The organism is Sphingomonas sp. PvP056 (assembly GCF_040549155.1).
Taxonomy (GTDB): Bacteria; Pseudomonadota; Alphaproteobacteria; order Sphingomonadales; family Sphingomonadaceae; genus Sphingomonas.
Map to the genome: position 1 here is coordinate 272,089 of NZ_JBEPST010000002.1, position 23,500 is coordinate 295,588.

Below are 23,500 nucleotides of genomic sequence, written 5' to 3' on the forward strand. Positions count from 1 at the left end.
GCTCCCGCAACTGGGCCTTAGTGCCGGTGTTCGCGCCGCAACGGGTACTTCCCGCCCGCATAGTCCCCGAATAGCCCCGAGATCGCGGGATGATCGACCGGTTCGTCGGTGTCGTCCGGGATCAAATTCTGCTGGCTGACATAGGCGACGTAGCTCGACTCCATGTTCTCGGCGAGGAGGTGGTAGAAGGGCTGGTCCTTGGGCGGGCGGATGTTCTCGGGGATCGCATCATACCATTCGTCGCTGTTCGCGAAGATCGGGTCGATGTCGAACACGACCCCGCGGAAATCGAACAGGCGATGCCGCACCACGTCGCCGATCGTGAATCGGGCATGGCTGACCGGGGGGAGGGCGATGCTGCTGTCGAACGGCGGGGACGTGATGGGGGTACGGTACATGAGGATAATTTAGGGGCTCCGTGGCGGCACACAAGCGATTGCTGTGCGACAAACCTGCATCGAAGCGCTTGCGTACCGTAGAGCACTACGTTAGAGGCGCCCGCTCACCGACCGGTGCTGGCCTTACAGACAGCATCACACGACCTCGCGGAGAGGTGGCAGAGTGGTCGAATGTACCGCACTCGAAATGCGGCGTGCCCTCACGGGTACCGTGGGTTCGAATCCCACCCTCTCCGCCATTTCCTTCTTTCCTCGATGAGGTTAAAGCCCGCCACATGGCATCCTACAAAGAACCTTCCTTCAAAGACCGGGCAGCCTTGTCCGCCGACGCAAAGCAACGTGCGCTGGAAAAGCTGAAGTCCAAGCCGCCGGTCGATCCTGCGGTCGTCGCGGCCCGTGCGGCTGCGCGGGAAGCCAAGGAAGAGGCGGAAGCCAAGAAGCGCGAAGAGAAGAAAGCCGCGATCGAAGCGGCCCGGCTCGAGAAGATCGCCAAGGCCGAAGCCGCTGAGCGCGCGATCGAAGAGGCCAAGCAGGCCGCGATTCAGGCCGAGATCGACAAGAAGGCAGCGCGCGACGCCCGCTACGCTGCGCGGAAAAGCCGCAAGTAAGGCGGTTTGCTGCGCCCTACCTTTCACTTCCCCGGCGAAGGCCGGGGCCCAGTCGAAATGGCCATGGTAAGATAGCGCAGCGCAGACGTTCTCACGTTCTCGCTACTGGGCCCCGGCCTCCGCCGGGGAAGCACTACGGAAGCGCCACTGAAGCGCTCTTAGCCTAGAGCGGCAACCCCCGCGCCAGTTCCTCCAGCCAAATCCGCGCTGTCCCATCCGACGGCGCCCGCCAGTCGCCCCGCGGGGACAAGGCCCCCGCGCTCGATACCTTCGGGCCATTCGGGAGTGCCGAGCGCTTGAACTGGCTGGTCGCGAAAAACCGCACCAGAAACTTCTCAAGCCACCCGCGAATCGTCGGCAGATCGTACGCCACGTGCCCCGCCGCCGGGAAGTCGCGCGGCCACCGGCCTTGCTCCACGTCGCCCCACGCCTGCAACGCCAGGAACGCGATCTTGGACGGCGCCATGCCGTGGCGCACCACATAATGCAGGAAGAAGTCGTTGAGCGCATACGGCCCGATTCGCGCCTCTGTGCTCTGGATTGCCCCGTCCGCGCCGGCCGGGACGAGTTCGGGCGAGATTTCCGTCGCCAGAATCGCCTCAAGGATCGAATCGGTCGCGGGGTCATATTGATCGGTGCGGATGCACCAACGAATCAGGAACTGGATCAGCGTCTTGGGAACGCCTGCGTTGACCCCGTAATGGCTCATCTGATCGCCGACGCCGTACGTGCACCAGCCGAGCGCGAGTTCTGACAGGTCGCCCGTGCCGACGACCAGCCCGCCGCGCTGGTTGGCAAGGCGGAACAGATAATCGGTGCGCAAACCCGCCTGCACATTCTCGAACGTGATGTCATACGTAGGCTCGCCATCCGCGAACGGGTGGCCCATGTCGGTGAGCATCTGGCGTGCGGCGGGGCGGATGTCGATTTCGTCGGCGGTGATGCCGAGCGCGCGCATCAGCGCCCAGGCGTTGGCCTTGGTGCCGTCGCTCGTCGCGAATCCGGGCATGGTGAAGCCGAGGATCCGGTCGCGCGGAAGCCCGAGCCGATCCATGACCTTCGCCGCGACGATCAGCGCGTGAGTCGAATCGAGTCCGCCCGAGACGCCGATCACCAGAGTCTCGGCGCGCGCCGCCTCGAACCGCTTGAGCAGTCCCTCGACCTGGATGTTGAACGCCTCGTAGCAATCCTCGTCGAGCAGCGCGGGCATATTGGGGACGAACGGGAAGCGGCGGATGTCGCGCACCAGCCCGACGTCTGCAAAATCTGGCAGGTGATCGAACCCGATTTGCCGGAAGCGCGTCTCCGGGTGCCCTGCCAGATCGGCCGAATCGTTGAACGTGCCCACGCGCATCCGTTCCTGCGCGATTCGCCCGGCGTCCACGTCGGCAATTACCAGTTCGGCTTCGCGACCGAATCGCGTCGAGCTAGCGATCAATTCGCCGAGTTCGTGGATCGTAGCCTGGCCGTCCCACGCCAGATCGGTCGTGCTTTCGCCCGGGCCCGAGGCTGCAAAGACATAGCCGCACATCGCGCGCGCGCTTTGCGAGGCGCACAGCAGCGATCGCTCGCGCGCCTTGCCGACGACGATGTTCGATGCCGACAGGTTGCAGCAGATCAGCGCCCCGGCGAGCGCGCCCATCGTGGAGGGCGGGGTGGGGGCCCAATAGTCCTCGCAAATCTCCGCGTGGAAGATGAACGGCGCGAGGTCGCGGGCGGCGAACAGCAGGTCGGTGCCGAACGGAACGGTCTGCCCAGCGATGGTAATGTCGAGCCCGGTCAACCCGGTACCGCTCGCGAACCAGCGTTTTTCGTAATATTCGCGGTAGTTCGGCAGGAAGACCTTGGGCACGACCCCGAGGATCCGCCCTCGCGCGATCACCACCGCGCAATTGTACAGCCTCCCGTTCCGCGGAAGCGCCGCGCCGATGACCAGCACCGGCCGCAGTGTTGCGGTCTCTGCCGCGACCGTGGCAATCGCGCTTTCGGTCGCCGCCTGCTGCGCGGTCTGCATGTGCAGATCGTCGATCGCGTAGGAGGTGATGTTGAGTTCGGGGAACACGAGAAGGTCGGCGTGGCGCACATCGCCCTGTTGCGCGAGTGCGATCGTCTCGCCAGCGTTCGCCGCGGTATCGCCGACGCTGGCGCGCGGGGTGCACGCGCCGACCCGGATCAGCCCGTGCGTGTGGATCGAATGGAACGGATGCGCCTTCGTCTTCGCCATGTCCGGCGCTTAGCGAGCTTTGGCGTGCGATGCCACCTGCGCGCGGTCAGGGCGGCGTCAGGAGACCACCCGGCGTGCTTCGCCGACCTGCCATGCCAGCAACGCGGGGACTGCGATGATGATGTCGCGCGCGCGCTTGAGCAGCGACAGCGCGAGCGCATGCGCTGGGGGCAGGCCGAACAACGGGCCGATCAGCACATAGGCGGCTTCCTGCACACCGACCGCGCCGGGGATCGCGAAGGCGACGCTGCGCAGCGTGAAGATCAGCGCCTCGATCGTCAGTACCGCCCACAGCGGCAGGTCCGAGCCCATGAACCGAAGCGCGATCCACGCACCCGTCGCGCTTGCGAGCCATGCGGCGAGATTGAATATGAACGCGGCGATCACGCGGCGCGGGGTTTGGTAAATCGCGTCGAGTTGCTCGCGCACCGCCGCCATCGCTGCAACTGAGCCAGGCAGCATCCGCGCGCCGAGTGAGCCGGCAAGCCGAAGCATCGGCTTTTGCGCGAAGACGAACAGCAGCATCAGCGTGATCATCGCGGCGAGCCCACCGAGCGCGAGCGGCACGAGCCCCTGCTGTACGGGTTCCGCCGCAAGGACGAGCAGCAGGACCGCCACCCCGCACAGCGTGAAGATCAGCTGCGCCGCCATCTCGGTCGTCATATCCGCGATCATCGATGCATAGATCACCGGCTGCGGAACACCGAACACCGCTAGCGTCCGCGCGCCGACCACCAGCCCGCCGAGTTGCGAGAAAGGCAGGATATCGGTCGCCGCCTCGCGCGTGGTACGCGCCCAGACGAACCAGCCGAGCCGATCAATGGGTTGCCCCGGCGCGACCGCGAGCCACGCCATTCCCAACAGGACGAGCACGCCGATCGACCACAGCGTGAAGGTCGCCATGCCGATCCAGCCGATCGACGCCATGACGTCGACGACCTGGTGCAACCCGACCGTGCCGACGGTAGCCGCCGCCACTATGAGGCCGACGATCGTCGCAACGAGCAACCCGATTCGGGCGGAACGGCTCATCGCAGCAGCATCGCCACAGGAGGCACCTGTCGCGCGCTGTCGGTGCGGGCGGTGGAACGGCGGGATGAGTCGCGCAGCATTGGGGGGTCTTTGGGGCTTTGGACGCGGCAATCAACCCGGCTTGCGCCGATGACGTGGGTTCTTGCGGTCTGGAACGGCGATTTGGCGCACAAACGTGCAATAGCGCGCAGATGGCAGCGGAAGCGAACGCGCGCGGTGGGTGCTTTCGGGCGGTCGCCAACTGGCCCGCGTAGGGGCGACGCCGCAGCGAGACGAATGTCGGCAAAATCATCAGGGGCCTGGATACTTAAACACCTCTTAATCGGTGATAGTTAATCCATGTGCGCATGACCAACCCGGCGCTCAGGCTCGATCATACCATTCGGCAAGCCGCGCGCCTGTCGGGCGAACTTGGCATTCGCTCGCTGGATCTGCAGGCCGACATCGCTGCCCTGGCGGAACGGGTGACGGAACAGGCCACGACGATCGAAGCGATCGGGTCCGAGGCAAACATCCTGTCGGGCGATGTCGACAACGTCGCAATGGCCGCGCGAGACGCGCGCAACGATACTGCGGCGGCCAAGGGCGTCATCGAGGACTCGACCGCGCAACTCGGCACGGCAACGTCGGACGTCGTCGAACTGATCGAACAGGTCAGCCATATTCACAACGGTCTGGGAGCATTCAACACCGCGCTCAGCGATGTCAGCCATGTAACCGCGGGGATCAACGTGATCGCGCGGCAGACCAACCTGCTTGCGCTCAACGCAACGATCGAAGCAGCCCGCGCGGGGGATGCTGGGCGCGGGTTCGCGGTGGTCGCCAGCGAGGTGAAGAAGCTCGCGAGTGAAACCGCCGCTGCCACGAACCGGATCGAGCAGTCGATCGGGTCGCTCACCTTCGAAGCGGGCGTCATGCTGGACCGGATCGGGCAGGGTGTCGCCAAGGCGCAGTCGGCACATGGCAGCGCCAAGGGGATCGAAACCCTGGTGTGTCAGCTCGGTACGATCATGCAGGGGCTCGAACAGAATAGCGACAGCGTTGCCAAACGTGTCGAATCGATGGTGCAGGCGGTCGATATGGTGCGGGCGGGATTGATGGCGCTGTCGAGCGCCTCGACCCAGAATGCCACCGGGCTCCAGCAACTCTCCGCCCGCGTGAGCGCGGTCAGCGACGATACGAACGCACTGCTGCAAATGCTCGCCGAAAGCGGTGCGGATATGCTCGATTCGCCTTACATCAACTTCGGGCTAGAGGTTGCGCGGTCGGTCGGCGATGGTCTCGAGAAAGCGGTCGCGTCTCACGAAATTGCGCTCGACGCGATCATGAGCGATGATTACCGGCCCGTCCCCGCGAGCGACCCGCCCATTTTTACCCACGCCGCGCAGGCGCTGTTCACGCGGCTGGCGCGCCCGCACCAGGAGCGGGCGCGTCAACTGCCGGGCTTCTTCGGGATGAGCTTCACCGATCGAAACTGTTTCGGGGCGGTGGCGATGCCCGAACGCTCGCTTCCGCAACGCCCGAACGATCGCGTGTGGAACGAGGAGCATTCCCGCGCCGGGTTGATCTACACCTATCCGGAAACGCAGATACAGGTCCGGATCGAGGCACCATTTTGCCTGAAGGCCTATCGCCGACCCGTGGCGAACGGCGGCGTGGTTCTGCTCAAACAGGTCATCGCCTCGATCTGGGTTGAGGGCCGACACTGGGGCGTGCTGCAGCTCGCCTACGAGAGCCAGGACTGACCGCGGATCACGCCCGCGCGGGCTTCTTTCCCATGAAGCGCAGCACCAGCCGGATCATCCCCGGCACGAATTTCGGCCGGATCAGCCGCGGGTCATAGACCGCCAGCCGCCGGTCGTTTTCTGCCAGGCAGATCGCCGCCAGTTCGGGAAATTCGATCTCGACGCCAAGCTCCTTCGAGCCGTTGAGCGTGAAATTGTTTTCCTGTGCCTTGGTGTTGTCGTCGCCCATGCCCTTGGCCATGTCGATCCGTTCCCAGATCAGCGCGATCCACACCGCCCAAACCTTCATCTCGAACCACGGGCGGCGCCAGAACGGCATGTTACGGCGGTGCCAGGCGACCCAATTGACGAAGAACAGGATGTGGCGGCCTTCCTCGCGCATCACCGGCTCGAACGTGTCGATCAGCTCCTCAGGGAAGAAGCCGGTGTCGGCGGCGACCTTGAACAGGCCGAAGCCGAAGAAGCTGTCGATACACTCGGAAAATCCCGTCCGCATGAACGCGAATTCCGGGTCGCGTGGTCGTTTATACTCTTCCTCGGGCTGAAGAACGATGCCGTAAAAGGTCACCATGTCCGCGAGCACGATCTTGTGGCGGCTTTCCTCATAGGCGTTCATGTCGATCGCGTCGCGCAGCAGCGGGTCGCTGATCTGCTCGCCATAGGTCTTGACGTTCATGCCCGCGCGGCCTTCCGTCGCCACGGCGATGTCCCAGATCGGCAGCGAGACGATCTTGTTGCGTGTTTCGGGCTCGAGCACCGGCCAGTCGATCAGCGCGGGGCGATAGGGATCGTGCGTGTCGAGCATCGTGCGGCAGAACAGCGTCTTGTGTTCGGGGCTGCCGAGCTTGACGCGCACATCCGGGGCGGGACCTGCGGGGGCGATCGACTTGGGAATGAAATTCATCGGGGCTCTCCCGGTTTAAAGATCGGCAAAACGCGCCAGGGTGATGTCATTGTCCGAAACGATGGTACGTGCGACGGGGTCCAGCAGTGCCGCCAGCTCGGCTTCATATTGGTAACCGGGGGCGGACAGCGGGTAGGGCCCGGTCGCGGGGTGAAGATACACTTCGCTGACGCCATCGGGAAGGTGTCGCAGCACACCGCGGAGCCGTTCGGTGTGCATCGCGCCCGACCAGGCGAGGCCGAACGTGTGGTCGGGGACCTTCATGCCCCCGCTGCGCATCCTGCGCTGGACGCTGCGCGCGAACGGCCTTGCGATGTGGAGCCCGGTTGCCTTTTCGAACTTGGCCAGCACGTCGCGCGGTTCGACGGGCGCGCGGACGGTGGTCATGCCGTGGCGCTTGCCGACCTTGAGCACAGTTGCGGCAATCACCGGATGCATATGCATGTGCTTGTGCGAATTGACGTGATCGAGTGGCAGCCCGGTCGCCTCGAACAATGCGAACTGCGCATCGATCTCGGCCTCGAGCTGGCGGCGGACCGACGCCTTGCCGACCAATGCGAGCGCGACGGGAAGCGATTCGATCCGGAACTGGCCCGCGTCATCGACAAGGTCGGGGATTTCCGCGGGCGGCAGCGCGGGCGGCGTTTCGGCAAGCGCGATGTGCAAGCCAACGCCGAGCGTCGGCGTCCGCCGCGCGCGCCGCACGGCGTCCATCGCGGCAGCGCCCGTCACCATCAGGCTGGTGACGGTGAGGATCCCCTCGCGATGCGCTTGCTCGACCGCGGCGTTGACCTCGACCGAGACGCCGAAATCGTCCGCGGTGATGATCGCGGTCTTCACCGCGTCGCAAACCCGTAGAATTCAGGGTCAGCGAGCACCCCCTGCGCAACCCGACGCGGATCGGGCGCGGCGACGAGGCGCAGCAACAGGACCATCGCGTCCATGTCGCGCGCCTCGACCGCAGCGTTCCATGCGTCGAGCCGCCCGGTCGCTTCGAGCCGCTCGTTGACCGTCATACGGGCCATCGTCGTCATCGAACCTAACCCTTACACGGCCTCTTTGCGGCGCCGCAGGAAGTCGAAGAATTCGACGCCTTCGCGCAGCCGGCGCTTCATCATGTCCCAGTCGGTCAGCATTTCGCGAACGATTTCCCAAATTTTCGACGGGCGGAAATAGAAGCGCTTGTAGAACTCCTCGACCTTGTCGAAAATCACCGTCGAATGCAGATGCGGGTAGCTGAGCTGCGCGATCTGGTTGCCGCCGTCGGTCAGCAATTCGTGCGAATTGTCGAACCAGCCGTTCTCGGTCGCCTGCTTGTACAGGAAGGTGCCGGGATAGGGTGCCGCAAGCGACACCTGGATCGTGTGCGGATCGATCTCCTTGGCGTAGTTGATCGTCTCCTCGATCGTCTCGAGCGTCTCGCCCGGGAGACCCAGGATGAAGGTGCCGTGGATCACGACGCCGAGCTCGTGGCAATCCTTGGTGAACTGACGCGCGACGTCGGTGCGCAGACCCTTCTTGATGTTGTGCAGGATCTGCTGGTTGCCGCTTTCATAGCCGACGAGCAGCAGGCGCAGGCCGTTGGCTTTCAGCACTTCGAGCGTCTTGCGCGGCACGTTCGCCTTGGCGTTGCAGCTCCACGACATCTTGAAGCCGGGCTTGCCGAAGCCGAGTTTGCCGAGCGCGATCGCGAGTTCCTCGACGCGCGCATGGTTGTCGGTGAGCGTGTCGTCGTCGAAGAAGATCTCCTTGGTCTCGGGGATCTCGCGGATGATGTACTCGACTTCCTCGATCACCTTGGCGACCGAGCGGAAGCGATAGGTGTGCCCGCCGATCGTCTGCGGCCACAGGCAGAAGGTGCAACGGCTCTTGCAGCCACGCCCGGTGTAGAAGCTGACATACGGGTGGAGCAGGTAGCCGCCGAAATATTTGTCGATCTGCAGGTCGCGCTTGTAGACCGGCGAGACCATCGGGAGCGAGTCCATGTCCTCGATCATCGCGCGGTCGCGGTTGCGGATGAACGCGCCGTCCGAATCGCGCCAGGTGATGCCGTCGACTTCGCGCAGCGGCTTGCCTTGGGCGATCTCGAGGATCGTGAAGTCATATTCCTCGCGCGCGACGAAATCGACGTCGGGGGTGGCGGCGAGGCTCTTGTCGGGCTCGACCGCGACCTTCGCACCGACGAAGCCGATCAGGATCCGCGGGTTGCGCTGCTTGATCAGCGCCGCCGTGCGGATGTCCTGGTTGAACGACGGCGTCGAGGTGTGGAGGATCACGAGATCGCGATCGTCGAACTCATGCGCGATATCGTCCCACGACTGGTCGTGCGCGGGCGCGTCGATCAGCTTCGAGCCCTCGACCATTGCCGCCGGCTGCGCGAGCCAGGTCGGATACCAGAAGGATTTGACCTCCCGCTTCATCTGGTAGCGCGCACCCGCGCCACCGTCGTAACCGTCAAAAGACGGCGCCTGGAGGAAAAGCGCCCGCATCATGCCCGTTGCTCCGCATTCTGGATCTTGTGCGCCGCAACAATGCGGCCTTCAGTCTTCATTGTAAGGGTCGCGCCGCGCCAATCAACCGATCGGACGAAGAAGCTCGCGATATAGATGGCAAAACTCATGCCATCGTGCGCCAGCGCCATCCACAACGGAGCGATGCGCCTCCCTACAGTCGCATTCACGGTCCGCACAACCACCAACCGTGCAACGACCGCAAGCGCACACAGGATCAGCCCGACGGTCGGCCAGTACAGCATCGAGAGGATTGCGACCGGGAGCGGCAGACCGATGATGATCCCGACATACGGCCAGAAGGCCACATCGCGGACGGTCGCGCCCCAGCGGAGTTCGTGCCGCCACAGCGCCGCGAAGCTGATCTCGTCGAACGCATGGTCGACCAACATCGCCGGCACTGCGATCTCGAGCCCGAGCTCGCGGACCGCTTCGCCCATCGCGTAATCGTCCGCGAGTTTGTCGGAGAAGCGGGTGAACCCGCCGATCCGGCGCAGCGTCTCGCGCGTCATCGCGATGGTCGATCCCATGCACGGCGTCGCAAGCTTGTTGGCAACCCCGAAGACGAGGCCAAGCATGAACTGGTAGCTCACCCCCGCCGCGCCGAAGTGCGACCAGAAGCCGGTGTCGCCGCGACCGGCGTAGACGCAGGAGACGAGTCCGGTCTTTGGCTGATCGAGCGCGCGCAGGATCTGCGCGAGATAGTCGGGCGCGACCGCGATGTCGCTGTCGCTGAGCACGACCACATCGTGGCGGATCAGCGGCTCCATGTTGATCAGGTTGGAGAGCTTGCCGCTCGCGCCGTGGATCGTGCCATCGATCACGAGATCGATCTGCGCGTCGGGATGCGCGGCTTTCAGTGCCTCGACCACCGCGATCGCGGGATCGTCGTGGCGCTGGATCCCGCACAGCAATTGGATCGGCCCGGCATGATCCTGTGCGATGAAGCTCGCGAGATTGTCGGAGAGCCGCGGTTCGTCGCCGTAGAGCGGTTTTACCAGCGTGACCGCCTCGTGCCGCGCGGGCGCAGGCGTCGCCGCCGCGAAATAGCGGCGGAAGACGAGCGCGGCGGCGGTCAAATAGACCACGCCGAGCGCCGCGACCACGATCGTCAGCCAGCCCAAGACTGTGCCCAGTAGGTGCAGGATATGGATCACACAGCCCCCGTAGCGCCGCGGTGGTGACGGGTACAGGCGCGCGTTTGTGAAAAAGGCGTCACCTTGCCGTGCGCGAAGACTTTGTTGCTGCGACATTGCGCGAGATTGTTTGCGCTTGAGCGCTCGCGTTCTACAGCGTCGCCGCATGGAGGCTGCGTGAGCGATCAACCTATTACGCTGGTGACCGGAGTATCCGGTTTCGTCGGTTCGGCGGTCGCGCGGCGGCTGGCGGCGTCTGGCGCTCGCGTGCGCGGGCTGGCGCGCGCAAGCAGCGCGCGGACCAACCTGACCGACTTCCCGGGCGAGATCGTCGAGGGCGACGCGCGTGACCCCGAAGCGATGGCACGCGCGATGGCTGGCGTGACGCATCTGTATCACGTCGCCGCCGATTACCGGATCTGGGCGCCCGACACCGAGGAGATCGTCCGCAACAACCAGCTCAGCACGCAGACCGTAATGCAGGCGGCGCTGGGGGCGGGGGTCGCGCGGATCGTCTATACCAGCAGCGTCGCGACGTTGCGGCCGGACCACGGCAAGGCGTCGGATGAGACCCGCCCCGCGACCCCCGAACAGGCGGTCGGCGCGTACAAGCGCAGCAAGGTCGTCGCCGAGCGGCTGGTCGAGGCGATGGTGCGCGAGCAGGGGCTGCCCGCGGTGATCGTCAATCCCTCGACCCCGATCGGCCCGCGCGATGCGCGGCCCACGCCGACCGGGCGGATCATCGTCGAGGCGGCGTCGGGGCGGATGCCCGCGTTCGTCGAGAGCGGGCTTAACCTAGTGCATGTCGACGACGTCGCGGACGGGCATATCGCCGCGATGGCGCACGGCGTGATCGGCGAACGCTATGTGCTGGGCGGGCAGGACGTATCGCTGCGCGAGATGCTTGCGAGCGTCGCCGCGATCGTCGGGCGCAAGGCCCCGACGGTGCAGATTCCGCGTGCGCCGCTGTTTCCGCTGGCATGGGCGAACGAGAAACTCGCACGCGTGACGGGGAAGGAGCCGTTCCTGACGCTGGACGCGCTGCGGATGGCGGCGCACGACATGTATTATTCGAGCGCGCGGGCCGAAGCCGAGCTCGGGTATCGCGCGCGGCCTTACCGGGTGGCGCTGGAGGATGCGGTGGCGTGGTTCCGGCAAGCGGGGATGCTCGCGTGATTGGTTTTGAGCGCACGCACCGACCTGCACGTGCTCCCCTCCCTGGAAGGGAGGGGCTGGGGGTGGGTTGGCCAGCGGCGGCGGTTGCACTCTCCTCATACCCACCCACCCCCGACCCCTCCCTTCCGGAGAGGGGAGGAGAAGGACGACGCTCCTCGTGGCAGTTGGGGGTTGTCCGATGATACTGTTCTGGATTGCGATGGCGTCGCTGGCGATCTGGCTGGTGCTGGTGTTCGCGCGTGACGGGTTCTGGCAGACGAGCGAGCGGGATACGTCTCCGCTCGCTCCCCTCCCTGGAAGAGAGGGGCTGGGGGTGGGGTGGCCCGTGGCGGCGGACGCACTCTCCTCATACGAACCCACCCCCGACCCCTCCCTGCCAGGGAGGGGAGGAGAAGGGCCGTGGCCTTCGGTCGTCGCGATCGTCCCCGCGCGGGACGAGGCCGAGGTGATCGCGCGCGCGATCGGTAGTTTGGCCGCACAGGATTATCCCGGCGATTTCCGCATCATTCTGGTCGACGATTCGAGCAGCGACGGCACCGCCGACATCGCACGCGCCGCAGGCGGGGATCGGTTGCAGGTCGTGACGGGCGCAGCCTTGCCGAATGGCTGGACCGGCAAACTATGGGCCGTCTCGCAAGGGATCGCCGCCGCTGGAACCACGCCCGACTATCTCCTGCTGACCGACGCGGACATCGCGCACGCCCCCGACACGCTGCGCACGCTCGTCGCGCGCGCGGTGGCGGAGGAGCGCGTGCTCGTCTCGCTGATGGCACGGCTGCGGTGCGAAAGCCTTGCCGAACGCGCGCTGATCCCGGCGTTCGTGTGGTTCTTCCAGATGCTCTATCCGTTCGCGGCGGTGAACCGGCGCGCTTCGGGCCGGGCGGCGGCGGCGGGGGGCGTGATGCTGGTCGAGCGTGCGGCGCTCGACGCGGCGGGCGGGATTGCGGCGGTGCGCTCGGCGCTGATCGACGATTGCGCGTTCGGGGCACTGATGAAGCGGCAGGGCGCGGTGTGGCTTGGCCTGACCGATCGTGCGGTCAGCATCCGGCGCTATGACAGCTGGGAATCGGTCGCCGCGATGATCTCCCGCTCTGCCTATGCGCAGCTCAAGTATTCTCCGCTGCTGCTGGCCGGCACCACGATCGGGCTTGCGCTCACCTATCTCGTGCCGCCGCTTTTCGCGATCTTCGGTCAGGGCGAAACCCGGATGACCGCGATCGCCGCGTGGGGATTGATGGCGCTCGCGTTCCAGCCGATGTTGCGGTTCTACAAACGGTCGCCACTTTGGGGGCTGGCCTTGCCGTTGATCGCGACCTTCTATGCCGGATGCACGCTGCTGTCGGCATGGCAGCATGTCCGCGGGCGCGGGGGCATGTGGAAGGGCCGAGTCCAGGCGGCGCGGCATGAAGAAGGTTTTCCGTCATGACCGCCACCGCACTCGCCTCCGGCAAGGGGCATAAGGACGAGAACTTTCCCGTCGCCTCGGTTCTGCTCAAGGCCGAACATCGCGCGCCCGTGATGGCCTTCTATCATTTCGCGCGCGCGGCGGACGATGTGGCGGACAATCCGGCGGCGACCCCGCCCGAGAAGCTTGCGCTGCTGGGGGCGATGCGCGCGACGATCCTCGGGCATGGTGATGCCGAACCCACCGCGCTGGCGCTGCGCGAGACGATGGCCGTACACGGCCTGTCGTCGGATCATGCGACCGACCTGCTCGTCGCGTTCGCGCGCGATTGTACCGTCGATCGGTATGACGACTGGCCCGCGCTGATGGAATATTGCCGCTATTCCGCAATGCCGGTCGGGCGGTACGTGCTCGATGTCCACGGCGAGGACCGTGCGACCTGGGGTGCGTCGGACGCGCTGTGCGCGGCGTTGCAGGTGATCAATCACGTGCAGGATTGCGGCAAGGATTATCGCGCGATCCGGCGCGTCTATCTGCCGCGCGATATTTTGGCGCAGCATGGTGCGCGAGTCGAGGATCTGGGCGGTGCGGCGGCGACCCCGGCGCTGCGCGCAGTGATCGTCGACATGGCGACGCGCACAGACGGCCTGCTGGCGCAGTCGGCCGGGTTCGCGCGCCAGATCCGCGACCGACGGCTGGCGGCGGAAGTCGCGATCATCCATCGGCTCGCGGTCAGCCTCAACGCGCGGCTTAAACGGCGTGATCCGTTGTCGCAGCGAGTCCACCACCGTGCGCCGGAGGCACTTGGCCTCGCAGCGTTGGCGGCGGTGACGCAAATGATTAAAGGTCGGGCATGAATCCCAAGGCGACTCCCGCGCAGCTGCAGGCACAAGTCTCGGGCAGCTCCTTTTACGCTGGAATGCGCGTGCTGCCGAAGGCTGAGCGCGAGGCGATGTATGCGGTCTACGCCTTCTGCCGTCAGGTCGACGACATTGCCGACGACGAAGGCGGCAAGCGCGAGGACCGCGCGGCGGCGCTCGATGCGTGGCGCGCGGATATCGATGCGTTGTATGCGGGTCGCGACCCGGGGCAGGCGGCGTTGCTGGTCGACGCGGTGGATCGGTTCAAGCTCGAGAAGGCCGATTTCATCGCGGTGATCGACGGAATGGCGATGGACGTCGAGGAGGACGTGCGCTGGCCGCCGTTCGAGACGCTCGACCTGTATTGCGACCGGGTGGCCTCCGCCGTGGGGCGGTTGTCGGTCAAGATCTTCGGGATGGAGCAGGAGCCGGGGATCGCGCTCGCCTATCATCTCGGGCGGGCGCTGCAATTCACCAACATCCTGCGCGACATCGACGAGGATGCGACGATCGGTCGCGTCTATCTGCCGCGCGAACCGCTCGACGCGGCGGGGGTCGTGTTCGGCGAACCGCTTGTGCTCGTCGCCGATCCGCGGATCGACGGCGCGTGTCGGATGCTGGCGGCCAAGGCACACGAGCATTTCGCAGCGGCGCGCGCGATCCTGGGGGCGCGGCCCCGCGGGCATCTGCTTGCGCCGCGGCTGATGGCGGCGGTGTACGAGCCGATCCTGCGCAGGATGGAGGCGGTAGGCTGGGGCACGCCGCGCACGCGAATCCGGGTCAACAAGCCCGCGCTGCTGTTCACCGTCCTGCGGCTCAGCCTGTTCCGTTGAAGCGCGCGTCGAACCAGCAGCGCGTTCGCGTCATCGGCGCGGGCATGGCGGGCCTGTCCGCCGCGGTCGAACTCGCGCGCGAGGGGCTGGCGACGACGCTGGTCGACGGCGCGGCGCAAGCGGGCGGGCGGTGCCGCAGCTATCACGATCCGCAACTCGGCCGGACGATCGACAATGGCAACCACCTGGTGCTGTCGGGGAACAAGGCGGTGCATCGCTATCTCGACACGATCGGGGCGAGTGATCGGCTGAGCGGGCCGCCGCACGCCGATTTCGCCTTTGCCGAGATCACCACGGGTGCGCGCTGGTCGGTGCGGATCAACGATGGCCCGGTGCCGTGGTGGATCTGCCGCGACGGGCGGCGTGTGCCCGGCACCACCGTGCGCGATTACCTCCGGCTAGCCGGGTTGAGCGGTGGGAAGCCCGGGCAGGTCGTGGCCGACCGCGTCGATCCGAGCGGGCCGGTGTGGGACAAACTGATCGATCCGGTGCTGCTGGCGGCGCTCAATACCGCGTCGGCGACCGGCTCTGCGATGCTGACCTCGCGCGTGATTCGCGAGACGCTCGGGCGCGGCGGGCGCGCGATGCGACCGCAGATCGCCGAGCCGACGCTGGCCGCGGCGTTCGTCGATCCGGCGCTTGCCTGGCTTGCGGGCAAGGGCACGACACTGGCGCTCGGCACGCGGCTGCGCGCGATTCACGCCGAAGGCGACCGCGTCGTCGGGCTCGATTTCGGGCGCGGCGTGGAAAGCGTCGAGGCGGACGAGACGATCATTCTCGCGGTGCCGCCGTGGGTGGCGGGCGATCTGCTCCCCGGCCTGACCGTGCCGAACGATTTCCGCGCGATCGTCAACGCGCATTTCGCGATCGCGCCGCCCGCGGGGGTGCAGACGATGGTCGGCGTGCTCGGCGGGACGGCGGAGTGGATCTTCGCCTTTCCCGATCGCATTTCGATCACGGTCAGCGCGGCGGACCATCTGGTCGATCGCGACCGGACCGAGCTCGCGCGCGCCTTCTGGTCGGATATCCGCGCGGTGCACGGTGGCCCCGCCGAAATGCCCGCGTGGCAGATCGTCAAGGAAAAGCGCGCGACCTTCGCCGCGACGCCCGAGCAGGACGCCCGCCGCCCGGACGCGCAGACGCGTTGGCGCAACCTGTTCCTGGCCGGCGACTGGACGCAAACGGGGTTGCCCGCGACGATCGAGGGTGCGATTCGATCGGGCGAAGTCGCTGCCCGCTTGGCGCGGACGTCGGGGCTCGGCTAAGGCCGCGTCATGGGACTTGAAATGGTGAATCTGGAACGTGACGATATCGTCGCAGCGGCGGACGCGACCGCGCTGCGCGCCGCGGCGGCGCTAGGGGAACGCCAGCGCGACGACGGGCATTGGGTGTTCGAGCTCGAAGCCGACGCGACGATCCCGGCGGAATACGTCTTGCTGCGACATTATCTCGGCGAACCGCGCGATCCCGAGATCGAGCGCAAGATCGGCGTGTACCTGCGGCGGATCCAGTCGGCGGCGCATCATGGCTGGGGGCTGTTCCACGGCGGCGCGTTCGACGTGAGCGCGAGCGTGAAGGCATATTTCGCGCTCAAGATGATCGGCGACGACGTGGAGGCACCGCACATGGCGCGCGCGCGAGCCGCCATCCACAAGGCGGGCGGCGCGGCGGCGGTCAACGTGTTCACGCGGATCCAGCTGGCGTTGTTCGATTGCGCGCCGTGGCGTTCGGTGCCGACCCTGCCGGTCGAGCTGATCCTGCTGCCACGCTGGTTCCCGGTGCATCTGTCCAAGATGTCCTATTGGGCGCGCACCGTGATCGTGCCGTTGCTGGTGCTCGCGGCGAAGAAACCGGTGGCGCGCAATGTGTCGGGCGTGCGAGTCGATGAGCTGTACACCGCCAAACGCGCGAAGCTGACGAGCAAGGCGGCGGGGACCAAGGCGCACTGGACGCGCTTCTTCAACGGGCTCGATGTCGTGCTCAAGCGCGTCGAGCGATTGTGGCCCAGGGGGACACGGCAGCGCGCGATCGACGCTTGCGTGACTTTCGTGACCGAGCGGTTGAACGGCGAGGACGGGCTCGGTGCGATCTATCCGGCAATGGCGAACAGCGTGATGATGTTCGACTGCCTGGGCTATCCCGAGGACCATCCCGCGCGCGCGATTGCGCGGCGGTCGGTCGAGAAGCTGCTCGTGGTCAAGGACGATGAGGCTTATTGCCAGCCCTGCGTTTCGCCGGTGTGGGATACAGCCCTTGCGGCGCATGCGATGCTCGAGGCGGGCGGCGAGGAGGCGGAGGCGCGTGCGGCGGCTGGGCTTGCTTGGCTGAAGCCGTTGCAGGTGCTCGACGTGAAGGGCGACTGGGCGGAGGAGAAGCCCGACGTCCGGCCGGGGGGCTGGGCGTTCCAGTATAATAACGCGCATTATCCGGATCTTGATGACACTGCCGTGGTGGTGATGGCGATGGACCGTGCGCAGGGCCTTCTCCCTTCTAGCCCCTCCCCTTCAGGGGAGGGGTTGGGGTGGGGCAGTCCAGCACAACCGACGCCGGGGCAAGGTGATACGGCCCCACCCCCAACCCCTCCCCTGAAGGGGAGGGGAGAAGAGGGTGCAACCCCTCGCGTGATGGGAACGGGCGAAGGCTACGACCACGCCATCGCGCGTGGCGTCGAATGGACCGTCGGCCTCCAAAGCAAGGACGGCGGCTGGGGCGCGTTCGATGCCGACAACAGCTATCACTACCTCAACAACATCCCCTTCGCCGATCACGGCGCATTGCTCGACCCGCCGACCAGCGACGTTACCGCCCGCGTCGTGTCGATGCTCGCGCAACTCGGCGAGCCGATCGACAGTCCCCGCATGGCAGCGGCGATGGGCTTCCTCGAGAAGGAGCAGATGCCCGACGGCAGCTGGTTCGGGCGCTGGGGGGTGAATTACATCTACGGCACCTGGTCGGTGCTGTGCGCGCTCAACGCGGCCGGGCTCGACGGGCGGCATCCGATGGTGCGCAAGGCGGCGGACTGGCTGCTCCACATCCAGAACCTCGACGGCGGCTGGGGCGAGGACTGCGATAGCTATGCGCTCGATTACAAGGGCTACACGCCCGCGCCGTCGACCGCGTCGCAGACCGGCTGGGCGCTGCTCGCGCTGATGGCGGCGGGGAAGGTGGATCATCCCGCGGTCGAGCGCGGCGTGCGGCACCTGATCGCGACGCAGGACAGCGAGGGGCTGTGGGGGCAGGAACTGTACACGGGCGGCGGATTCCCGCGCGTGTTTTACCTGCGCTATCATGGCTATCCGGCGTATTTCCCGCTGTGGGCGGTGGCGCGCTATCGCAACCTCAAACGCTCGAACAGCGCGCGACCGGCGTTCGGGATGTGAGCGTGCTCGTCGCCTGCGGGCTGGTGCGCGAGGCGGCGATCATCGCGCGGCCGGGGTTCGTGGTCGTGGCGGGCGGCGGGGATTCTGCGCGGCTGGAGCGGGAGCTCGAGGCGGCGGTTGGGGGCGCTTCGCTGGTGTTGTCTTGCGGGGTGGCGGGGGCTCTGGACCCGGCGTTGCGCGCGGGGGATGTGATAGTGGGGACGCTCCACACTTCGCGCTCCCCCCATCACGCTGATCGCTTCCCCGGCGAAGGCCGGGGCCTAGTCGAGGAACAGAAGAGCCTCTCGCGTGGCGTTCAGTTACAACCACCTTCGCGACTGGGCCCCGGCCTTCGCCGGGGAAGCGGAGTAGGGGGGGCGTTGGTTGAGTGGCTCGCAAAGAACTTGCCCGACGCGCATTGCGGCACTGTCGTCGGCGCGGACAGCATCATTGGCTCCGTCGCCGAGAAAACGTCGCTCTACGCCAGAACCGGTGCGATCGCAGTCGACATGGAATCGCACATCGCTGCCCGTGTCGCTGCGCGGCACGACCTGCCTTTCGCGATCGTCCGCACCATCTCTGACAGCGCCGACCACGCGCTTCCCCCCGCAGCGCTCGTGGGGATGAAGCCCGATGGCGGCGTGGCGCTCGGATCGATCCTCGCGTCGCTCGCGCGCAACCCTGCGCAGCTGCCCGCGCTCCTTCGCACCGGGCGCGATGCGGGGTCGGCGTTCAAGGCGCTGGCGCGTGCAATGGAAACACTCGATGCTGGCGGCCTCGCCACGCTCGATCCGACCCGTTAACCCAAGTCAGGGCTTGGCGCAGGCATCCTCACGCGGGACAAGCCGGACGATCCACTTGGGATAGCCCTCTGGAGCACGCACGATATCGGGCAAGGCGACCGGATCATTCCCGGTCTCGACCCAGCCCGCGCCGTGGCAATGATCGCAGATCACGCGCTTGCAGCGGAAGCTGACCAGATCGATCTCGCTGTTCCACTGGCCGAAGCCGTGACAGATCGGGCAGCGCGCATCGAGCATGCCGTTGCGATGCTGGAGCGGGACGACGTCGAACGCGTGCGGGCTATCCGGTCCGTCGCAGAATACGATGTTACTGGCGTGAGGCATTGCGACCAAACGTCGTGATCGGAATTAGGCTCCACGGCCGCCACCCGGTCGGGCGGCGGCCGCAGACGGTCCATCAGGCCGCGCGCTGGGTGCGCTTGTAGCCCTCGGGATCCGCCGCCTTGATCTTGGCGAGTTCCTGCTCGACGTGGAGCGAATGGACGTCGGTCGACTTGCGCGCGTGGCTCAGATCGATGTCGGGTGCCATCGGCCCCTCGGTCTTCACGCCCTTGCGCCCGATGGTGAACATCTTGAGCGGGTGACGGATCGAGTCGGTCGCAGCGGTGCCCTCGAACCCGCAATGGACCATGCAGTTCGAGCATTTCTCGTACTTGCCGACGCCATACTGGTCCCAGTCGGTGCCTTCCATCAGATCGGCGAACGTCTCGACATAGCCTTCGCCGACGAGGTAGCAGGGCTTCTGCCAGCCGAAGACGGTGCGCAGCGGCATCGACCACGGGGTGCACTCATAGGTCTGGTTGCCCGCGAGGAAATCGAGGAACAGCGGCGAGTTGGTGAAGGTCCACGCCTTGCCGCCGTCGCCCTTGCGGAACACGTCGCGGAAGAAGTTCTTGGTCCGCTCGCGCGTCAGGAAATGCTCCTGGTCGGCGGCGCGCTCGTACGAATAGCCCGGCGAAATGGTGATCTCGACGCCGCGCTTCTGCATCTCGTCGAAGAAGCCCGCGAGCCGGGTCGAATCCGCGCCGTCGAACACGGTGCAATTGACCTGGACGCGGAAGCCCTTGGCCTTGGCCATCTCGATCGCTTCGATCGCGACCTCATAGGTGCCGGCCTGATCGACCGCATGGTCGTGCATGCCCTTGTCGCCATCGAGATGGATCGACCAGGTGAAGTAGGACGACGGCTTATAGTCGTCGATCTTCTTTTTCATCAGCAGCGCGTTGGTGCACAGGATGACGAACTTCTTCTTGGCGATATAGCCCTCGACGATCTTGGGCATGTCGCGGTGGAGGAGCGGCTCGCCACCCGCGATCGAAACTGCGGGCGCGCCGCATTCGTCGATCGCGTCCATGCACTGGTCGAACGACAGACGCTGGTTGAGGATCGCATCGGGATAATCGATCTTGCCGCAACCGGGGCACGCGAGATTGCAGCGCAGCAGCGGCTCGAGCATCAGGACGAGCGGGTATTTGCCGCCCTTGATGTGGTTCTTGAGGGTATAGGCGCCGATGCGCGCCAGCGGGGCGATGGGGAGGCTCATGTCGGCTCCTATGCGCTGATTACAGCAGCTTGGGTAGGGGTAGGCACATCGCGCAACTCACGCGGCAGGCCGAACTGGATCGATTCGTCTACGCCTGCGAGCTGGCTGACATCAACCGGGCCGAGCTTTCGCAGCGCGTCGATCACGCTGTCGACCAGTTCGTCCGGGGCGGATGCGCCCGCGGTCAGGCCGACGCGTTCGATGCCGTCGAACCACGCCGGATCGATCGCACTGCCATCGGCGACGAGGTAGCTCGGCAAGCCTTCGTCCGCGCCGAGATCGCGCAAACGACTCGAGTTCGAGCTGTTTTCGGAACCGACGACAAGGATGAGGTCGGCAACCTTGCAGAGGTCGCGCACTGCGCTCTGGCGGTTCTGCGTCGCGTAGCAGATCTCGGAAACGTCCGGACCAATCAGGTCGCTGAAGCGATCACCAAGCGCCGCGATGACGCCGCGCGTGTCGTCGACGCTGAGCGTGGTCTGCGTGATGTACGCCAGCGGCGTGTCGAGCGGCAGGTCGAGCGCGGCGACATCTTCCTCAGTCGAGACAAGATGGACGTGGACGTCAACCTGTCCGCGCGTGCCGATCACCTCGGCATGGCCTTCATGACCGATCATCACGAGCGTCCGCCCGGCCTTGGCATAGCGCCGCCCTTGCAGATGGACCTTGGTGACAAGCGGGCAGGTCGCATCGAACACGGGCAGGTTGCGGCGCTTTGCCTCTTCCTCGACCGTGCGGGCGACGCCGTGCGCGCTGAAGACAGTCATCGCGCCCTCGGGCACCTCGTCCAGATCCTCGACGAACACCGCGCCCTTGCCGCGCAGCGTATCGACAACATGGCGGTTATGGACGATTTCGTGCCGGACATAGACCGGCGCGCCATAGCGTTGCAGCGCACGTTCGACGATTTCGATGGCGCGTACGACACCGGCGCAGAACCCGCGCGGGTTGGCGAGAATCACTTGCAAGTAAAAACCTTTCCGTCCGCTCTCGTGCTGAAACCGGGTGCCGGACATAGAATGACCGGACCGTTTCGTCACGCACGCCCCCAGATAGATATTCTAGCCGCGCCGCAACATATGCGAAAGCGAGATTTCTCGCCTGTTTTTCCATATGTTGTGCTTTTGGCGGCACAAGCTGAAGGATCGGGTGGCCGTTTTGGCCGTTCATCGCGGCTACAGCGGTTTGTGCTAGCGAACTGGCGATGATACCGCCGCCGCGACGCGCGGGGGGCCGTTTCTGCTTTTCCCCAAGGAGCTTTCGCATGTCTTTTTCCTTCCGCACGGCGTTGACCGGTGCTCTCGTGATGATCGCAGCCCCTGCCGCTGCACAGACCGCCGACCCTGCACGCGCACCGGTGCAGATGCTCGACGACGGGCTGATCGCGATCATGAAGGGTGGAAGCAGCCTCGGGACGCAGGGACGGATCGCCAAGATCGGCCCGGTCGTCGACCAGACGTTCGACATTCCGCTCATCACGCGTCTCTCGGTCGGTCCTGACTGGGTCAAGGTCGCACCCGCTGACCAGAGCGCGCTGGTCGCGGCGATGCGGCGGATGACGGTTGCGCAATATGCGTCCAACTTCAGCAGCTGGTCGGGCCACAGCTTCGCGATCGACCCGAAGATCGAGACGCGCGGGGCCGACAAGCTGGTCCGTACGATGCTGTCCGCGCCCAAGGACGAGGCGGTGCCGATCGCCTATCGCCTGCGCCAGAGCGGCGGCAAATGGCGGGTGATCGACGTCTATTATCGCAATTCCATCAGCCAGCTCGCGACGCGGCGTGCGGATTTCGCCGGGGTGTTCGCCAAGGGCGGCGCGAAGGCGTTGATCACGCACCTCGACGCGCTGTCCGCCAAGAGCGGTCGCTGAAGCCAGTGCAGGTCCGGGGGGGAAGCAGCGTACTGGCGGTCGCGATCGTGCTGATGGCGACGCCGATGGCTGCGGCGGCGCAGGAGACCGTCGTCGCGCCGGCGCCGGTCGGCACCTATACGCGCGCCGCTGTGCGCGCGGAGGCGCCGACCGCGGGGGTCCGCGCGCATCATGCCAAGGGTGATCCGCTCGAAGGCTTCAACCGCAAGATGTATGCGATCAACCAGGTGTTCGACCGGGTCTTCTTCCGGCCTGTCGCGATGGTGTACAAGGCGGTCGTCCCGAACTTTGCGCGCAAGGGCATCCGCCACTTCTTCTCCAACGTCGGCGAGCCGCTGGTGTTCGCCAATGACCTGCTCCAGCTGAAGCCCAAGCGCGCGGTGAAGACGCTGGGGCGGTTCGTGGTCAATTCGACGGTGGGGGTCGGCGGGTTGCTCGACGTCGCCAAGACGAAGGACTTCCGCCTGCCGCACCGGGACAACAGCCTGGGCGATACGCTCGGGCATTACGGCATCGGGCCGGGGCCGTATCTGTTCCTGCCGTTCCTCGGGCCAAGCACCTTCCGCGATCTGCCGGCCGGGGCTGCGGAGGCGCAGGCGTTGCCCGTCGTGGTGGGGTCCCCGTTCGACCGGGCGGAATTCCGTATTCCGCAAGCGGTGCTGACGGGGCTGGACCTGCGGGTCGAGTCGGACGCGCCGCTGAAGGCGCTGACCGCGAGCGCGATCGACCCTTATGCGACGTTGCGGTCTTCGTATCTGCAGGATCGGGCGGGGCGGGTTGCCGCGACGCACGGAGCGCGGGGAGGAGGAGCGATGAGCGATCCGCTGGCGGACCCGCTGGCCGATCCGCTAGCCGATCCGATGGGTGGTTCCGGTTCGGCGACGCCAGCCATTGCAGCGCCGGGGACAGATCCGCTCGCCGATCCGTTGGCGGATCCGGCGGTTGCCGGGGCTGCTGAAACACCGACGCCAGAGCCGGCTCCCACCGCGGGAGATCCGCTTGCAGATCCGGCAGCCGGTAGCGCCGGCTCGGATACCGGCGCGTCGCCGAAACGGACGGCTTCCCCACAATAGTTCCGCTTCCCCGGCGAAGGC

General features: G+C 66.1%; 22 protein-coding genes and 1 tRNA gene. 12 read left to right on the forward strand and 11 right to left on the reverse strand.

Annotated features, from left to right (window positions below; translation table 11 throughout):
- Nucleotides 1–17: 17 nt before the first annotated feature.
- Entirely contained in the window at nt 18–398 is a 381-nt protein-coding gene (gene hspQ / locus ABIC17_RS05545) for a heat shock protein HspQ (protein ID WP_354279881.1), read from the reverse strand.
- A gap of 149 nt (nt 399–547) precedes the next feature.
- Between hspQ and ABIC17_RS05550 the strand changes: the two genes are divergently transcribed.
- Nucleotides 548–637, forward strand: a tRNA-Ser gene (locus ABIC17_RS05550).
- Nucleotides 638–673: 36 nt separating this feature from the next.
- The gene (locus ABIC17_RS05555) at nt 674–1,006 is read left to right on the forward strand and encodes a DUF6481 family protein (protein ID WP_354279883.1); all 333 of its coding nucleotides are present in this window, start codon (nt 674–676) and stop codon (nt 1,004–1,006) included.
- A 163-nt stretch (nt 1,007–1,169) separates the two neighbouring features.
- Here ABIC17_RS05555 and ABIC17_RS05560 read toward each other — a convergent pair whose 3' ends face one another.
- Together ABIC17_RS05560 and ABIC17_RS05565 are read right to left on the reverse strand one after the other, a co-directional pair.
- Nucleotides 1,170–3,230 carry an NAD(+) synthase gene (locus tag ABIC17_RS05560; protein WP_354279885.1) on the reverse strand — a complete coding sequence of 687 codons (2,061 nt, stop codon included), beginning with the start codon at nt 3,228–3,230 and terminating at the stop codon, nt 1,170–1,172.
- 57 nt (nt 3,231–3,287) lie between these two features.
- Nucleotides 3,288–4,262, reverse strand: a complete 975-nt coding sequence (locus ABIC17_RS05565) for a lysylphosphatidylglycerol synthase domain-containing protein (RefSeq protein WP_354279886.1) — start codon at nt 4,260–4,262, stop codon at nt 3,288–3,290.
- A 347-nt stretch (nt 4,263–4,609) separates the two neighbouring features.
- Between ABIC17_RS05565 and ABIC17_RS05570 the strand changes: the two genes are divergently transcribed.
- Entirely contained in the window at nt 4,610–6,007 is a 1,398-nt protein-coding gene (locus tag ABIC17_RS05570; protein ID WP_354279888.1) for a methyl-accepting chemotaxis protein, read from the forward strand.
- Nucleotides 6,008–6,014: 7 nt separating this feature from the next.
- Here ABIC17_RS05570 and ABIC17_RS05575 read toward each other — a convergent pair whose 3' ends face one another.
- The 5 genes from ABIC17_RS05575 to hpnI are packed head-to-tail and all read right to left on the reverse strand — an operon-like array spanning nt 6,015 to nt 10,578.
- The gene (locus ABIC17_RS05575) at nt 6,015–6,911 is read right to left on the reverse strand and encodes a ferritin-like domain-containing protein (protein WP_354279890.1); all 897 of its coding nucleotides are present in this window, start codon (nt 6,909–6,911) and stop codon (nt 6,015–6,017) included.
- A 15-nt stretch (nt 6,912–6,926) separates the two neighbouring features.
- Complete coding sequence (gene hpnK / locus ABIC17_RS05580) at nt 6,927–7,751, reverse strand: hopanoid biosynthesis-associated protein HpnK (RefSeq protein ID WP_354279892.1); 825 nt, start codon at nt 7,749–7,751, stop codon at nt 6,927–6,929.
- On the reverse strand, nt 7,748–7,945 hold the full coding sequence (locus tag ABIC17_RS05585) for a hypothetical protein (protein ID WP_354279894.1): 198 nt from the start codon (nt 7,943–7,945) through the stop codon (nt 7,748–7,750). The genes hpnK and ABIC17_RS05585 overlap by 4 nt, the downstream gene beginning before the upstream one ends.
- A 12-nt stretch (nt 7,946–7,957) precedes the next feature.
- Nucleotides 7,958–9,403, reverse strand: a complete 1,446-nt coding sequence (gene hpnJ / locus ABIC17_RS05590; protein WP_354279896.1) for a hopanoid biosynthesis associated radical SAM protein HpnJ — start codon at nt 9,401–9,403, stop codon at nt 7,958–7,960.
- Nucleotides 9,400–10,578 carry a bacteriohopanetetrol glucosamine biosynthesis glycosyltransferase HpnI gene (gene hpnI, locus ABIC17_RS05595; RefSeq protein WP_354279898.1) on the reverse strand — a complete coding sequence of 393 codons (1,179 nt, stop codon included), beginning with the start codon at nt 10,576–10,578 and terminating at the stop codon, nt 9,400–9,402. Before hpnI ends, hpnJ begins: the two co-directional genes overlap by 4 nt.
- A gap of 156 nt (nt 10,579–10,734) precedes the next feature.
- On the opposite strand from hpnI, the gene hpnA reads away from it, so the two are divergent.
- From hpnA to ABIC17_RS05630, 7 genes are all read left to right on the forward strand, one after another.
- Entirely contained in the window at nt 10,735–11,733 is a 999-nt protein-coding gene (hpnA, locus tag ABIC17_RS05600; protein ID WP_354279899.1) for a hopanoid-associated sugar epimerase, read from the forward strand.
- A 178-nt stretch (nt 11,734–11,911) separates the two neighbouring features.
- Nucleotides 11,912–13,159 (forward strand): glycosyltransferase, encoded by a 1,248-nt coding sequence (locus ABIC17_RS05605; protein WP_354279901.1) that lies wholly within the window; start codon nt 11,912–11,914, stop codon nt 13,157–13,159.
- The gene (gene hpnC, locus ABIC17_RS05610; RefSeq protein WP_354279903.1) at nt 13,156–13,995 is read left to right on the forward strand and encodes a squalene synthase HpnC; all 840 of its coding nucleotides are present in this window, start codon (nt 13,156–13,158) and stop codon (nt 13,993–13,995) included. Before ABIC17_RS05605 ends, hpnC begins: the two co-directional genes overlap by 4 nt.
- Complete coding sequence (gene hpnD / locus ABIC17_RS05615; protein WP_354279904.1) at nt 13,992–14,831, forward strand: presqualene diphosphate synthase HpnD; 840 nt, start codon at nt 13,992–13,994, stop codon at nt 14,829–14,831. Before hpnC ends, hpnD begins: the two co-directional genes overlap by 4 nt.
- Nucleotides 14,828–16,096, forward strand: a complete 1,269-nt coding sequence (gene hpnE, locus ABIC17_RS05620; protein ID WP_354279905.1) for a hydroxysqualene dehydroxylase HpnE — start codon at nt 14,828–14,830, stop codon at nt 16,094–16,096. The genes hpnD and hpnE overlap by 4 nt, the downstream gene beginning before the upstream one ends.
- Before the next feature lie 21 nt (nt 16,097–16,117).
- On the forward strand, nt 16,118–18,211 hold the full coding sequence (locus ABIC17_RS05625; protein WP_354279907.1) for a terpene cyclase/mutase family protein: 2,094 nt from the start codon (nt 16,118–16,120) through the stop codon (nt 18,209–18,211).
- Complete coding sequence (locus ABIC17_RS05630) at nt 18,208–18,993, forward strand: phosphorylase family protein (protein WP_354279909.1); 786 nt, start codon at nt 18,208–18,210, stop codon at nt 18,991–18,993. Before ABIC17_RS05625 ends, ABIC17_RS05630 begins: the two co-directional genes overlap by 4 nt.
- Nucleotides 18,994–18,999: 6 nt before the next feature.
- Here ABIC17_RS05630 and ABIC17_RS05635 read toward each other — a convergent pair whose 3' ends face one another.
- The 3 genes from ABIC17_RS05635 to ispH all read right to left on the reverse strand — a co-directional run bounded on the left by ABIC17_RS05635 (nt 19,000) and on the right by ispH (nt 21,552).
- The gene (locus tag ABIC17_RS05635) at nt 19,000–19,317 is read right to left on the reverse strand and encodes a hypothetical protein (RefSeq protein ID WP_354279911.1); all 318 of its coding nucleotides are present in this window, start codon (nt 19,315–19,317) and stop codon (nt 19,000–19,002) included.
- A 73-nt stretch (nt 19,318–19,390) separates the two neighbouring features.
- Nucleotides 19,391–20,536, reverse strand: a complete 1,146-nt coding sequence (hpnH, locus tag ABIC17_RS05640; RefSeq protein ID WP_354279913.1) for an adenosyl-hopene transferase HpnH — start codon at nt 20,534–20,536, stop codon at nt 19,391–19,393.
- Nucleotides 20,537–20,544: 8 nt separating this feature from the next.
- Complete coding sequence (gene ispH / locus ABIC17_RS05645; RefSeq protein ID WP_502958424.1) at nt 20,545–21,552, reverse strand: 4-hydroxy-3-methylbut-2-enyl diphosphate reductase; 1,008 nt, start codon at nt 21,550–21,552, stop codon at nt 20,545–20,547.
- 248 nt (nt 21,553–21,800) lie between these two features.
- On the opposite strand from ispH, the gene ABIC17_RS05650 reads away from it, so the two are divergent.
- Both ABIC17_RS05650 and ABIC17_RS05655 read left to right on the forward strand, forming a co-directional pair.
- Complete coding sequence (locus tag ABIC17_RS05650; RefSeq protein WP_354279917.1) at nt 21,801–22,406, forward strand: ABC transporter substrate-binding protein; 606 nt, start codon at nt 21,801–21,803, stop codon at nt 22,404–22,406.
- A 5-nt stretch (nt 22,407–22,411) separates the two neighbouring features.
- The gene (locus ABIC17_RS05655; protein WP_354279919.1) at nt 22,412–23,479 is read left to right on the forward strand and encodes an MlaA family lipoprotein; all 1,068 of its coding nucleotides are present in this window, start codon (nt 22,412–22,414) and stop codon (nt 23,477–23,479) included.
- The last annotated feature ends 21 nt before the right edge of the window (nt 23,480–23,500 follow it).

Excerpts from the sequence above, each read along its gene's own strand:
- hspQ (WP_354279881.1), bottom strand. The coding sequence starts at position 398 with ATGTACCGTACCCCCATCACGTCCCCGCCGTTCGACAGCAGCATCGCC.
- ABIC17_RS05555 (WP_354279883.1), top strand. The coding sequence starts at position 674 with ATGGCATCCTACAAAGAACCTTCCTTCAAAGACCGGGCAGCCTTGTCC.
- ABIC17_RS05560 (WP_354279885.1), bottom strand. The coding sequence starts at position 3,230 with ATGGCGAAGACGAAGGCGCATCCGTTCCATTCGATCCACACGCACGGG.
- ABIC17_RS05565 (WP_354279886.1), bottom strand. The coding sequence starts at position 4,262 with ATGAGCCGTTCCGCCCGAATCGGGTTGCTCGTTGCGACGATCGTCGGC.
- ABIC17_RS05570 (WP_354279888.1), top strand. The coding sequence starts at position 4,610 with ATGACCAACCCGGCGCTCAGGCTCGATCATACCATTCGGCAAGCCGCG.
- ABIC17_RS05575 (WP_354279890.1), bottom strand. The coding sequence starts at position 6,911 with ATGAATTTCATTCCCAAGTCGATCGCCCCCGCAGGTCCCGCCCCGGAT.
- ABIC17_RS05585 (WP_354279894.1), bottom strand. The coding sequence starts at position 7,945 with ATGACGACGATGGCCCGTATGACGGTCAACGAGCGGCTCGAAGCGACC.
- hpnJ (WP_354279896.1), bottom strand. The coding sequence starts at position 9,403 with ATGATGCGGGCGCTTTTCCTCCAGGCGCCGTCTTTTGACGGTTACGAC.
- ABIC17_RS05605 (WP_354279901.1), top strand. The coding sequence starts at position 11,912 with ATGATACTGTTCTGGATTGCGATGGCGTCGCTGGCGATCTGGCTGGTG.
- hpnC (WP_354279903.1), top strand. The coding sequence starts at position 13,156 with ATGACCGCCACCGCACTCGCCTCCGGCAAGGGGCATAAGGACGAGAAC.
- hpnD (WP_354279904.1), top strand. The coding sequence starts at position 13,992 with ATGAATCCCAAGGCGACTCCCGCGCAGCTGCAGGCACAAGTCTCGGGC.
- ABIC17_RS05625 (WP_354279907.1), top strand. The coding sequence starts at position 16,118 with ATGGTGAATCTGGAACGTGACGATATCGTCGCAGCGGCGGACGCGACC.
- ABIC17_RS05635 (WP_354279911.1), bottom strand. The coding sequence starts at position 19,317 with ATGCCTCACGCCAGTAACATCGTATTCTGCGACGGACCGGATAGCCCG.
- hpnH (WP_354279913.1), bottom strand. The coding sequence starts at position 20,536 with ATGAGCCTCCCCATCGCCCCGCTGGCGCGCATCGGCGCCTATACCCTC.
- ispH (WP_502958424.1), bottom strand. The coding sequence starts at position 21,552 with ATGTCCGGCACCCGGTTTCAGCACGAGAGCGGACGGAAAGGTTTTTAC.
- ABIC17_RS05650 (WP_354279917.1), top strand. The coding sequence starts at position 21,801 with ATGTCTTTTTCCTTCCGCACGGCGTTGACCGGTGCTCTCGTGATGATC.